Source organism: Providencia sp. PROV114 (assembly GCF_032704305.1).
Classification (GTDB): domain Bacteria; phylum Pseudomonadota; class Gammaproteobacteria; order Enterobacterales; family Enterobacteriaceae; genus Providencia; species Providencia rettgeri.
The window spans coordinates 2,063,990-2,077,117 of record NZ_CP120528.1; the positions used below are offsets into that span (position 1 = coordinate 2,063,990).

Genomic DNA, 13,128 nt, shown 5'->3' on the forward strand with positions numbered 1-13,128 from the left:
TGATTATTACAAGAAATAATTATGGATAAAAAGAAGTATTATCACGAACTTTCAGACAATCTCTCTGCGCTACTTGCAGGGGAATATGATTTAATTGCAACCTTAGCAAATACCAGTGCATTATTATATGACTGTTTAGAAGGGGTTAACTGGGCTGGTTTTTATCTCAGTAATGGGCAAGAATTAGTACTGGGTCCTTTCCAAGGTAAAGTTGCGTGTGTTCGGATCCCTTTTGGTAAAGGCGTGTGTGGAACAGCGTTTAGCAATAACCAAGTTCAGCGTATCGAAGATGTTCATGCATTCCCAGGTCATATTGCCTGTGATGCAGCAAGTAACGCTGAAATTGTCTTTCCTTTGGTAGTTAATGGGCAAATTATCGGGGTTTTAGATATAGACAGCCCAAATATTAGCCAATTCGACCATGAAGACGAAAAAGGGCTACAGCACCTTGTAAACCAGTTGTGTCAACACCTGGCAATGTGTTCTATGCCTAAATATCACTAAATAATGGTCAGTTAAATTAATAGTAACGTGGCAATTGTCAGCAACACGATTATAATGTCGGCTTGTTCATGCCCGTGAGGTTGGCAAAATCGTTGTTATCAGGAAATTTCATGGAAAATCAACCTAAGTTGAATAGTAGTAAAGAAGTTATCGCATTTCTAGCAGAGCGTTTTCCTCGCTGTTTTATCGCTGAAGGCGAAGCACGTCCGTTAAAAGTCGGAATTTTTCAAGATATCGTAGGGTGCTTAAAAGAAGAAGATGGTATTAGCAAAACGCAATTGCGTTCTGCATTACGCATGTACACTTCTAGCTGGCGTTATCTCTACGGTGTTAAAGAGGGCGCTAAACGAGTTGACCTAAACGGTGAAGATTGTGGTGAATTAGATGCAGAACATATTGCACATGCGCGCCAACAATTAGCCGAGGCGAAAGCTCGCGTTCAAGCACAGCGTGCTGAACAAAAAGCGCAAAAACGTCCAGTTGCACAAAAAACGGGTGATAAAACACCACGTACACAAGACGCAACTAAACAAAAAGCGCCTCGCCGCCGTCCAACAGACAATAAAGAACGCTCGCAAAATACATCAGCTAAAGCCCCTCGCCGTAATACACCTGCACCAGAGCAAAATCTGAAATCAGTGACTGACATCAACACACTCCAAATTGGTCAAACTTTGAAAGTCAAAGTCGGTACCAGTGTGATGGACGCCTCTGTTTTAGAAATTGCGAAAGATGGTGTTAGGGTTCAATTGCCAACAGGGCTGGCAATGATTGTACGCGCGGAACATTTAAAGTTCTGATACGGAGGTCAATCAGGTCATGAACAAACTTCTTAAAATTGCACTGGTGGTCAGCCTAGCGACTTTTGGCAGTGCAATAGCTAATACTCAAGCAGTGACTCCGGTCACTGCGGCTCAGTTACCAGTCTTAAAGCAGAGTGCACAGCACGGTACGGTGAGTGAGAGAGTGACATCTCGGTTCACTCGTTCACATTACCGCCAATTTGATTTAGACAGTGCGTTTTCTGAGAAAATATTTGATCGTTATCTTAATATGTTAGATTTCGGCCATAATGTTTTACTTCAATCCGATATTGACCAATATGCCAAAGATAAGGGCAAAGCAGGTCAGTGGCTTGAGGATGGCAAATTAGATACGTTCTATGACCTGTATAATCTGTCTCAGGAAAGACGTTTCGAGCGTTTTAAATATGCGTTGGCTCGTTTAGAGCAACCTATCGATTTAAATGCGACAGACTCCATTGAAGTTGACCGTTCTAAAGCACCGTGGCCTAAAGATAAGCAAGAACTTGATCGTCTATGGGACCAAAAAGTCCGTTATGACTGGTTGAATTTAAAACTATCAGGCAAAGATGATAAAGAAATCAAAGAAAAATTGACGAAACGTTATAATTTTGCGTTGCGACGTTTAACGCAAGCGCAAAGTGAAGATGTTTTTCAATTGATAGTTAACTCTTTTGCTCGTGAAATCGATCCACACACAAGTTATCTATCGCCTCGTAATACTGAACAATTCAATTCAGAAATGAGTTTATCATTAGAAGGAATTGGTGCGGTCTTACAGCAAGATGATGAAAATACGGTTATCAACTCATTGGTTGCTGGGGGCCCAGCAGCTAAAAGCAAAGAGCTAAAAGTCGGCGATAAAATTATCGGTGTAGGCCAAACGGGTAAACCTATTGTTGATGTGGTTGGCTGGCGGCTTGATGATGTGGTTGCTTTAATTAAAGGCCCGAAAGGAAGTAAAGTTCGGTTGGAAGTCGTTTCTGATACTAAAGGGGCGAAACCTCATATAGTCACCATAGTTCGGGAGCAGATCCGGCTAGAAGACCGAGCTGTCAAGCTGACAATAAAACAGCAAGGTAAAGATAAAATTGCTGTTTTGGATATTCCAGGTTTTTATGTTGGTTTAACGAATGATGTTAAAACTCAATTGCAAAACATGGCAAAAGATAATGTTTCCGCATTGATTATTGATTTACGTGGTAATGGTGGCGGAGCATTAACTGAAGCAGTCTCTTTATCTGGTTTGTTCATTCCACAAGGGCCGATTGTCCAAGTTCGTGATAACAATGGCCAAGTTCGCCAAGATATCGATGACGACGACGTTATTTACTATAAAGGTCCTCTCGTTGTTTTAGTTGACCGTTTTAGTGCATCTGCATCTGAGATTTTTGCTGCGGCAATGCAAGATTATGGTAGGGCGATGATTGTTGGTGAGCCGACATTTGGTAAGGGAACAGTTCAGCAACACCGTAGTTTGAGTCGTGTTTACGACCAAATGCTGAAGCCAGAATGGCCTTCCTTAGGTTCTGTTCAGTATACTATTCAGAAGTTTTATCGGGTTAATGGTGGTAGTACACAGCGTGAAGGGGTCACCCCTGATGTAGTCATGCCAACAGGCCAAGATCCCGCAGAAACGGGTGAAAGTTTCGAGGACAACGCATTGCCATGGGATAGCATTCCACCGGCAAAATACACGCCTGTTGGTGATGTTTCTTCTGATTTATCGTTAATAAAAACGCAGCATTTGGCGCGTATTAGCAAAGACCCTGAATTCAATTATATTGATGAAGACATTGCACGCTATAAAGTAAACAAAGAAAGTAAGAATCTTATTTCACTCAACTATGCTGAACGTCAAAAAGAAGATTCTGAAATTGAAGCGACAAAACTGAAACGTATAAACGAACGTAATACTCGGGAAGGCAAGCCGCTATTGAAATCAATTGATGATCTGCCAAAAGATTATGAAGGACCAGACCCATACCTTGATGAAACGGTGAAAATGGCGATCGACTTAGCGAATCAGCACACTAAGCTATTATCAAATAATAAATAATATCCCTCTTATTATTTGTCGGGTTAAGCCAGCATTAAGCTGGCTTAATTTTTGTGTCTTTTCAATACAATCTAAATACATACAGCAAAACAGAAACTGAACAATAACGTATTGTTAATTTGAATTTTTTTAGCAAGTATCCCCTAGATAGATGCAGTTTTATGCTGTGTTTACTTTATTTTTTAAAATGACTGACTGAAATTAATAATTAACTATAGGTTTCTTTACCTTTACTTAATTTATCCTAAACTTTTGGTATAGATTCCTTAGCAACGAGGCAATACCATGCGTAAATTATTTGTAGGATTAATAGCAGTGAGTGTAATGATGGTTGCATCTATTAACACAGCGAATGCAAGAAACTACCCTTGTTCTGGAAGTAAAGGGGGAATTGATCGCTGTGAAGGTGGTAAATTTATTTGTAATGATGGTTCTACGAGTCGCTCAGAGCAAGTGTGTACTATTGAACTAAAAAATGATATCAACAGCAAAGCGAAAGCCGCTGGTGCTGTGATTGGTGCAGGTGTTGCCAAGCAACCAAGTAAACCGTCTGTATCTGATTCAATAAAAAGTACGAGTGATAAAGCCGGCAAAACAGCTTCTGATAAAGCCAACAAGGCCAGTGACAAAGCATCTGGTACTGCTAAAACAGTAAAAGAAAAGGCCTCTAAAACAGCGGATAAAGAAGTTAAAGAGGTGAAAGAAAAAGCGCCTAAAGCCAAAGATAAAGAGTCAGCTAAAGCAGTAAAAGAAAAAGCGCCTAAAGCCGCAGATAAAGAGTCGGCCAAAGCAGTAAAAGAAAAAGCGTCTAAAGCCAAAGATAAAGAATCGGCTAAAACAGCAAAAGATAAAGTAACAAAATCGACTAAAGAAAAAACTAATTAGCCTTAGAACAAAACAACAGATCGAGATAGAACAAAATAGTGCCACTTAATGTGGCATTATTTTTTAATAGAATGAAAGTAAAAATGAATATTCATTCATTTGGTGAACAAAATGAGTGATAAGATAGATAAATACACTAAATTGCTTTTGGTGATTGACCAAACAGCTTTATCGTTTCAATTAAAATTAACTTTAAATTTAAATGGTTATTAAATGAACCTTTAAAAACAAATGGTTAAATTTTTATCGTAAGAAGTTATAATTTATTTAGATTATGATAATGAGTTTTTAGCATAGCTATGTAAAGTTATGTTATTTTTTAGGGTTTTCGCGTTAATGCACTTGAAAAAGTGTGAAAAAACCTTATTTATAAAGTAAATTCTACGTATATTTGTTTTTACCAAGGAATACATAAAAAATGATGAGAATTGCTTTATTCTTACTCACGAACTTAGCGGTTATGTTTGTGTTTGGGATAATCCTAAGCTTAACTGGGATCCGTGGTAGTAGTGTTCAAGGTCTGATGATCATGGCTGGTCTATTTGGCTTTGGTGGTGCTTTCATATCACTATTAATGTCTAAATGGATGGCGCTGAAATCAGTCGGTGGCGAAGTTATCGAAACTCCACGTAACCAAACGGAACAATGGTTAGTCTCAACCGTTGAGCGCCAAGCACAACAAGTTGGCATTCAAATGCCACAAGTGGCTATCTATCATGCGCCAGATATCAACGCGTTCGCAACAGGTGCCCGTCGAGATGCTTCACTTGTCGCGGTGAGTACTGGGTTATTAGAAAATATGAGCCGTGATGAAGCGGAAGCGGTTATTGCTCATGAAATTAGCCATATTGCCAATGGCGACATGGTGACGATGACTTTATTACAAGGTGTCGTGAATACGTTCGTTATCTTTATTTCGCGTATAATTGCACAGGTTGCGGCAGGTTTTATGTCCAACAGTGATAACGAAAGTGAGAGTAGCAATGGTAACCCAATGGTTTATTTCGCGGTTTCTATGGTGCTTGAAATCGTATTCGGTATTTTGGCGAGCATCATCACTATGTGGTTCTCTCGTTATCGTGAGTTCCATGCGGATGCTGGTTCGGCGAAATTAGTTGGTCGTGAAAAGATGATAGCTGCTTTGCAACGGTTAAAAACGAGCTATGAGCCACAAGAAGAAGGCCGTTTGATGGCGTTTTGTATTAATGGTCGTGGTAAAGCATTTAGTGAGTTATTTTTATCACACCCGCCATTAGACAAACGTATTGAAGCATTGCGCTCAGGTGAATATTTAAAGTAGCCGAGATAATGAGTCTAAGTTAGCTTTATACAGACAATAATTTTAGCATCTGCCCAGTAATAGTTTAATTACTGGGCATTTTTATTGATACAATATGTAAAATATATTCCCTCAAAATACTCATTCGTATCTAACAAACTCAATCTTAATTTCGATTCGCAATTAATTGTATTAATAACTGTAATCGATAAACCACAAGTGAGCTTACTCACAATCTTCTACTTTAAATGATGAATTATTGAAATTTAATTCGCTTTTATGCCACTTTTAATCTTTATTAAATTGATAAGAAATTGTTATTAATTTGATTGCTTTGTTAATTAATACAAGTTAATTGGGGGTAGGATGGATTTGATAACTACGTGGTTAAGTGAACTAAATGGGGTGGTATGGGGAGTACCAATGCTTGTTGGGATCTTAGGCGTTGGTATATATATGCAAATCCGGCTCGCATTTTTACCGATAAGAAAAATTGGAACAGGTTTTAAGTTATTATTTCAAAAGAACGAATCACGCGGTGAGGGGCAAATATCACCTTTTAATGCATTAATGACAGCGTTATCAGCAACTATCGGTACGGGGAATATTGCCGGGGTTGCGACGGCAGTTGTCATGGGCGGGCCTGGCGCATTATTTTGGATGTGGATGACGGCATTGGTAGGAATGGCAACAAAATACTCTGAGGCTGTGTTAGCTGTTCGTTTTCGTGAAGTGGATAAATATGGCCAGTATATTGGTGGGCCAATGTACTACATTAAAAATGGCTTAGGCCCTAAATGGATTTGGTTGGGAACATTGTTTGCCTTTTTTGGTGCATGTGCCAGTTTTGGTATCGGAAATACAGTACAAGCGAACTCAGTGGCAGATGTACTAGAAAGTAACTTTGGTGTGCATAAATGGTTGACCGCCGGGGTTTTAGTTTTATTAGTTGGTGCGGTGTTGATTGGTGGGCTGCAACGTATCTCTGATGTTGCAGGAAAACTTGTCCCATTTATGACCGTTGCCTATTTTGGTGCGGGTGTCATTGTACTTGGCATTTATTTTACTGAGATCCCTGCGGCACTTTCACTGGTTGTTACTTCGGCCTTTAACCCAGTTGCTGCCCAAGGTGGGTTTGCGGGGGCGGCAGTATGGGCTGCAATCCGTTTTGGGGTTGCACGAGGCGTATTTTCCAATGAAGCTGGTTTGGGTAGTGCACCTATCGCCCATGCCGCTGCAAAAACACAAAACCCTATTCGCCAAGGACTTATTGCGATGTTAGGGACATTTATTGATACTATCATTGTGTGTTCTGTCACGGGGTTAACTATCATTATAACTGGTGGGTGGTTGACTAGTGAAACAGGAGCGACATTAACCGCATCATCATTCCAAACGGCAATACCAGGTGGAAATTATATTGTTGCTATCGCATTAGCCATATTTGCATTTACCACTATTCTGGGTTGGAGTTTTTATGGCGAAAAATGTGTGCAATATTTATTTGGGTTGCGTGCGATAAAGCCATATAGAGTGTTATGGTTGATTGCTTTACCTATCGGTGCAACACAATCACTTGATTTTGTTTGGTTATTGGCAGATACATTAAATGCCATGATGGCGATCCCTAATTTGATTGCCTTGTTGCTGTTAAGCCCCGTTGTTTATCGGTTAACACGTGACCATATAAAAGATGTGAATGCAGACAGCATTGATATGGCAAAACAGTTCTACGACAACAAATCATAAACCAGCGATAATAAGCTTCATTTTAATAGTGAAGCTTATTATTTCGTCAATATCTCCCGTTATTCATCAATCTTCTCTATGGATAGTATGTAAATCATATATTTTTATAGGTAAAATCACGGAATTGCGTTAAATGCGCTATGCTTATAATAGATCGTGTAAACCATACGTATTTTATAAATTAAACAAGGGGATAGAATGGATATTCTTGAGAAAACGTTATTATTTGGTAATGATTTTTTGACAACGACAAACCCCGCTAGGTTAGTTCCGTTTAAATTTGAGATCTATCGTTCTGAGCAAGGTTTTTACCATCGGGTGTATAAGCAAGTTGGTATGTCAGGGGCTAACTTTGGACAAACGTTTCAAGTGTGGGCTTTTGAAGAGCAAAAAAGTTGGGATAAGCAAACCGACGATACAACAGTTGATGAATACATTCAGCATTGCCAAGATATTTATAAACGCAATAATACATAAGCTGTAGAAAAAAAAGCCCCCTTCATAGGGTTCTGAAGGGGGAGCTAAATGAATAAAGAATGGTTTAATTCATGAATAAAGATAGATGATTTTCACGATTAAAACTTAGTTATTTGTGCAGTTTAAACCACTTAACAGTAGGTATATCCTTAAAATAGCATTTATCGCTAAATAATCTATTGGCGATACCCTGTTTTTATCTGTTCTAACGTATTTTTGTAGGTTTCTGCTTGCTTTTCGTCTTCCATTTGTGCAATTTCGCGCTGCATCTTAATTAAGATTTTACCTGCATCCGCTTGGCCGATAGCTTTTAGCATATGTGTCAGTAAATTTTTAAGACAAGTCACTTCATCCGCTAAAGTATTAACGTTAGGTTCAGTTGGAAAATGGTTTTTCATTAAAGCGGTCCTTTGAGCATAAAAAATAATAGTGAGATTGTAGCATAGAAAGTAATGCGATGTGTTTTCAGATAACTGAATGTAATAAATATTCAGGTAAGTGGCTTAAATTTAAACAAATAGTTAAATGGTATAGTTGGGGAAATAAAAATAAGTAGGCATGATATTTTTCTTGCCAATAGCTCAAGGGAACCTTTATGAGTAATGAAAAATCGTGATACAATTCACAAAAAAGTGTTGTTAGCAATATAGATTGCTCAGTAACGACTCAATCCTGTACTAAATACCAATATCCTTTCGCAGCATTTTTTACATACGGTTAAGCCGTTGGCATCTATTATTTGTGGGAAAGTGAAGGCTAAGAGAAATATGACGCAAGTTTCTAGAAAAACAGCTTGGATCCGTGTAATAGCATTAGCAGTTGCTGCATTTGTTTTTAACACAACAGAGTTTGTGCCTGTTGCATTACTCAGTGATATTGCAAAAAGCTTTGACATGACGGTCGCACATACTGGATTAATGATAACAATCTACGCGTGGGTTGTGGCTTTGATGTCGTTACCTTTGATGCTATTAACCAGTAAAATAGAGCGTCGCAAATTATTAGCTTTCTTATTTGTTATCTTTATTGTTAGTCACATCATTTCAGGGTTTGCGTGGAGTTTTGATATTTTAATAGCAGGGCGTATTGGTGTCGCTTTATCTCACGCAGTCTTTTGGTCAATTACGGCATCTTTAGCTATTCGGGTTGCTCCTGCGGGTAAAAAAGCTCAAGCACTTGGGTTATTAGCGACGGGAACGGCATTGGCAACAGTATTAGGTCTTCCTCTTGGCCGTGTAGTTGGGCAATTCTTAGGTTGGCGAGCGACATTTTTAGGTATTGGTGTTATAGCATTGTTCACTATGGTTGTGTTGATTCGCTTTTTACCACGCTTACCAAGTGAACATTCAGGCTCGTTAAAAAGTGTGCCGATGCTATTCCACCGGCCAGCACTCGTTGGAATGTTTGCGTTAACCGTTTTGGCAGTTACTGCGCATTTTACGGCTTACAGTTATATTGAACCTTTTGTTCGCGAAGTTGCCTTACAAAGCCAAAACTTTGCCACTTTACTACTACTGATTTTTGGTGGAGCGGGTATTGTTGGAAGTGTAATATTTAGTCGCTACAGCAGCAAATTTTCATTATCATTTTTACCTGCAGCAATCGCATTTATGACGATTTGCTTATTATTATTGATGCCATTAGGTAGAGATGTTTGGTCGTTGATTATGTTATCAGTGTTCTGGGGAATGGCCATGATGTGTATTGGTTTAGGAATGCAAGTTAAGGTCATTGATTTATCTCCAGATGCCACCGACTTGGCTATGTCAATTTTCTCTGGAATTTTTAACATTGGCATTGGTGCTGGCGCACTGTTAGGCAATCAAGTTATTGTTCATATGGGAATGACCCAGATTGGTTATATTGGCGGTGCGATTGGTGTCATAGCATTCATTTTGTGTGTCTATTTATTCAAGCGCTATAGTGAGTCTCTTAACGATAGAGTAGACGTTGCCGCAAATCACTAACTCGCATTCTCATCATGAAGTCGAGATGAAAGCTCTGTGTTATTTTAATGATAAACAGAGCTTTTTATCGTTATCTGAGTAAATAATCAAAAAAGTGATAAGTTTTATCATAACTAATTCTAATAACAAGGAAATATAATGAAGGGGCTGGGTTTTTTATTAATGTCTATTATTGCCGAAGTCATTGCAACGACAACACTGAAGGCGTCTGATGGTTTTAGTCGTTTTTGGCCATCGTTGATTGTTATTATCGGTTATGCAGTCTCTTTTTGGGGGCTTTCGCAGGTAGTAAAAATCATGCCATTGGGTATTGCTTATGCAATTTGGTCAGGTTTAGGAATTGTATTGGTTTCTGTCGCTGCAATTTTTATTTACAACCAAAAACTCGATTTACCTGCAATTATTGGTATGCTATTAATTATTATTGGTGTCTTAGTCATCAATCTATATTCAAAAAGCGGCGGGCACTAAGCGGTTATTGCAGAATGTTCAGGCAGCATCTTTGGAGAAGCAGGAAAATGAGGCATAGGGTTAATCAATTTTTTAAACCAGTACTAACAATGTTACTCACTGGGGCTATATCTGTCATGCTATCTGCGTGTGGTAGCTCAAACATAGATAACTCTGTGGAACATTCTGCGAGTCAATATGCTCAACAAGTGGTCAATTTAGGCCCTGGGGCACAAGAGGCCTGTGTTTCAGCGGGTGGGTTACCAGCGCTCACATTAGAATTAAATGGGTCACAAACAGCTGTATGCCAATTTGCGAATGGTAAACGTTGTGCTGTTGACATTATACAATCGGGTGCATGTATATAACTCTTCTTTTTATGAAGTTAATTAACCTTTTATTAATCATTAATATGAGGTTAATTAACTATATGTATTCATTTAAATTAGTTTTGTTTTAATATTTATCTTTTCATTTATTGAGTTGTATTTTCATTTCTTATTCTTAAGTCGTCTAATTACGAGCATCTATTTAAGTGCTTATTTTAATTATTGATATTTAACGATGATATTACTAATATTAAATAACAAAGAATATTTTAGATAATTATAAAAGCACATATAAAGACATTTACATTTATTAAAGAGTAATGCCAAATGAAAAAGAAAATTGAAGAGTATGATGGCCCCGCTGCCGGTTGGGGGGCGGTAAAAGCAGTTGCAGAAGCATTACGTGGCCAAATGAAAGTGGGTCATGACATAATTGCGATGTTTGAAATGAATAAGGTAGACGGCTTTGATTGCCCTGGCTGTGCGTGGCCTGACCCAGTACATACGGCGTCATTTGATATTTGTGAGAATGGTGCAAAAGCAATTGCTTGGGAAGCAACATCTAAAAAAACAACGCCGGAATTTTTTTCTAAATATACTGTAACAGAATTACTTGAGTGGGATGATTTTCATTTAGAGGATGAAGGGCGTTTAACTCACCCCATGAAATACAATTCACAAACAGATAAATATGAACCTATCGAATGGGAAGATGCATTTCAACAAATAGGTACGCGTTTACAAAGTTATTCAGACCCAAATACTGTTGAATTTTATACATCAGGTCGAACTTCAAATGAAGCCGCATTCTTATATCAGCTACTTGCTCGTGAATATGGCACAAACAATTTCCCTGATTGTTCAAATATGTGCCATGAACCAACGAGTGTTGGTCTTGCTGACTCTATTGGTGTCGGCAAGGCGACAGTATTGTTGGACGATTTTGATAAAGCGGATTTAGTTATATGTATAGGTCATAACCCTGGGACTAACCACCCGAGGATGTTGAGCTCATTGCGTGAAGTTTCTAAACGTGGTGCTAAAATCATTGCCATAAATCCTTTAAGAGAGCGTGGTCTTGAACGTTTTACCTACCCGCAAGACGTGGTAGAAATGCTCACGTTAGAGTCTACTCCTTTAGCTGGACACTATTATAAAGTTCGTGTTGGTGGAGACACTGCGTTACTTAAAGGTGTGATGAAGTTATTGATTGAAAAACACCAAGCTGCAGTCGATGCAGGAAAAGAGCCTATTCTTGATACTGAATTTATATCAACTCACACACAGGGTTATGAAGCTTTAAAAAATGACTTACTGACAACGAGTTGGAAAGATATTTTAAGGGTTTCTGGCTTACCGCGTGAGTCTATCGAAGAGATTGCGGATCTTTATATTGAGGCAAAAAGTACCATTATTTGTTATGGCATGGGGATCACTCAGCACGAGCATGGTACGCAAAACGTTCAGCAACTCGTTAATTTATTACTACTGAAAGGTAATATTGGTCGGGAAGGTGCGGGAATTTGCCCTCTGCGTGGTCATTCGAATGTTCAGGGTGATAGAACCGTTGGTATTACGGAAAAACCGTCAAAAAGCTTTTTAGACAAAATTGAACAACGATTTGGTTTTAAACCACCAAGCGAATTTGGTCATGCAGCCGTCGCGAGCATGCAAGCCATTTCTGAAGGAAAAGCGAAGGCTTTAATCTGCATGGGCGGAAACTTAGCAGTTGCCATGCCAGATAAAGACGCTTGTTTTGCAGGTATGAAAAAGCTTGATTTAGCGGTGCACACAGCAACTAAACTAAATCGCTCCCATTTATTAACCGCTAAGCAGACATTTTTATTACCTGTATTAGGTCGCAGTGAAATAGACAGGCAAAGCAGTGGTGTGCAATGTGTGACCGTAGAAGACTCAATGTCGATGGTTCACGCTTCAAAAGGTTTACTTAAACCGTGTAGCCCTTATCTTAAATCTGAGTGTGCGATTATTGCAGGGATAGCTAAAGCGACAATACCGCAGAGTAAAGTTGAATGGGATGATTTTATCGGCAATTACGATTTAATTCGTGACGCAATGGAAGCGGTATTACCTGGTTTTGATGATTATAATGCACGCATTAAAATACCCGGAGGATTCCATCTGACTAATGCGGCTTCTGAGCGTCGTTGGTTAACGCAATCAGGCAAAGCTAACTTTGTACCGACAGAAGGTGTTATTGAAGACCCGAACTCAGCAGTTAACAGTGAACTCATTTTGGCAACATTACGTAGCCATGACCAATATAATACTACAATTTATGGATTAAATGACCGATATCGCGGTGTGTTTGGACAACGAGATGTTGTTTTCATCAGTGGTGCAGAAGCCCAAAAACAGAAGTTACAAGCGGGAGATAAAGTGAATCTCATCGCATTAGACCGCGAGCAGAAACCAACAAAACGCCGTTTAGATAACCTCACTGTGGTGATTTATGATATGGCAGACCGTAGTGTTGCCACTTATTTCCCTGAAGCTAATAATTTAATTTCGTTGGATAATTTCGACCCGCAATGTGGTATTCCTGCGTATAAAAATATCCCTGTGAAATTAGAACGAGTCATTCAATAGGTTAATTTTATTACTT

At 38.9% G+C, this 13,128-nt stretch carries 12 protein-coding genes; 11 read left to right on the forward strand and 1 reads right to left on the reverse strand.

Annotated elements, in window-relative coordinates; translation table 11 throughout:
* Positions 1-21: 21 nt before the first annotated feature.
* From P3L37_RS09080 to P3L37_RS09110, 7 genes are all read left to right on the forward strand, one after another.
* Positions 22-504 (forward strand): GAF domain-containing protein, encoded by a 483-nt coding sequence (locus P3L37_RS09080; RefSeq protein ID WP_004911236.1) that lies wholly within the window; start codon positions 22-24, stop codon positions 502-504.
* Between the two features lie 110 nt (positions 505-614).
* Positions 615-1,304 (forward strand): RNA chaperone ProQ, encoded by a 690-nt coding sequence (gene proQ / locus P3L37_RS09085; protein ID WP_004911233.1) that lies wholly within the window; start codon positions 615-617, stop codon positions 1,302-1,304.
* A 19-nt stretch (positions 1,305-1,323) separates the two neighbouring features.
* The gene (gene prc / locus P3L37_RS09090) at positions 1,324-3,366 is read left to right on the forward strand and encodes a carboxy terminal-processing peptidase (RefSeq protein ID WP_004911231.1); all 2,043 of its coding nucleotides are present in this window, start codon (positions 1,324-1,326) and stop codon (positions 3,364-3,366) included.
* 285 nt (positions 3,367-3,651) lie between these two features.
* Positions 3,652-4,251, forward strand: a complete 600-nt coding sequence (locus tag P3L37_RS09095; protein ID WP_109912507.1) for a cell envelope biogenesis protein TolA — start codon at positions 3,652-3,654, stop codon at positions 4,249-4,251.
* Positions 4,252-4,669: 418 nt separating this feature from the next.
* Positions 4,670-5,551 (forward strand): protease HtpX, encoded by an 882-nt coding sequence (htpX, locus tag P3L37_RS09100; protein WP_004911228.1) that lies wholly within the window; start codon positions 4,670-4,672, stop codon positions 5,549-5,551.
* 345 nt (positions 5,552-5,896) lie between these two features.
* Positions 5,897-7,279 (forward strand): alanine/glycine:cation symporter family protein, encoded by a 1,383-nt coding sequence (locus tag P3L37_RS09105; protein WP_042851602.1) that lies wholly within the window; start codon positions 5,897-5,899, stop codon positions 7,277-7,279.
* A 198-nt stretch (positions 7,280-7,477) separates the two neighbouring features.
* Positions 7,478-7,756: a hypothetical protein gene (locus P3L37_RS09110; RefSeq protein ID WP_004911225.1), complete on the forward strand. Its 279-nt coding sequence runs from the start codon at positions 7,478-7,480 to the stop codon at positions 7,754-7,756.
* Positions 7,757-7,932: 176 nt separating this feature from the next.
* Here P3L37_RS09110 and P3L37_RS09115 read toward each other — a convergent pair whose 3' ends face one another.
* Positions 7,933-8,154, reverse strand: coding sequence for a DUF2594 family protein (locus P3L37_RS09115; RefSeq protein ID WP_102138673.1), 222 nt, complete (start codon positions 8,152-8,154; stop codon positions 7,933-7,935).
* A gap of 369 nt (positions 8,155-8,523) precedes the next feature.
* Here P3L37_RS09115 and P3L37_RS09120 point away from each other — a divergent pair, with 369 nt between their 5' ends.
* The 4 genes from P3L37_RS09120 to P3L37_RS09135 all read left to right on the forward strand — a co-directional run bounded on the left by P3L37_RS09120 (position 8,524) and on the right by P3L37_RS09135 (position 13,112).
* The gene (locus P3L37_RS09120) at positions 8,524-9,723 is read left to right on the forward strand and encodes a sugar transporter (RefSeq protein WP_109913261.1); all 1,200 of its coding nucleotides are present in this window, start codon (positions 8,524-8,526) and stop codon (positions 9,721-9,723) included.
* A 138-nt stretch (positions 9,724-9,861) separates the two neighbouring features.
* A complete protein-coding gene (locus P3L37_RS09125; RefSeq protein WP_004911220.1) occupies positions 9,862-10,194 on the forward strand; it encodes an SMR family transporter in 333 nt (110 codons plus the stop codon).
* A gap of 47 nt (positions 10,195-10,241) precedes the next feature.
* Positions 10,242-10,541: a DUF333 domain-containing protein gene (locus P3L37_RS09130; RefSeq protein ID WP_004911219.1), complete on the forward strand. Its 300-nt coding sequence runs from the start codon at positions 10,242-10,244 to the stop codon at positions 10,539-10,541.
* A gap of 288 nt (positions 10,542-10,829) precedes the next feature.
* Positions 10,830-13,112 carry an FdhF/YdeP family oxidoreductase gene (locus P3L37_RS09135; RefSeq protein WP_004911217.1) on the forward strand — a complete coding sequence of 761 codons (2,283 nt, stop codon included), beginning with the start codon at positions 10,830-10,832 and terminating at the stop codon, positions 13,110-13,112.
* Positions 13,113-13,128 lie beyond the last annotated feature (16 nt).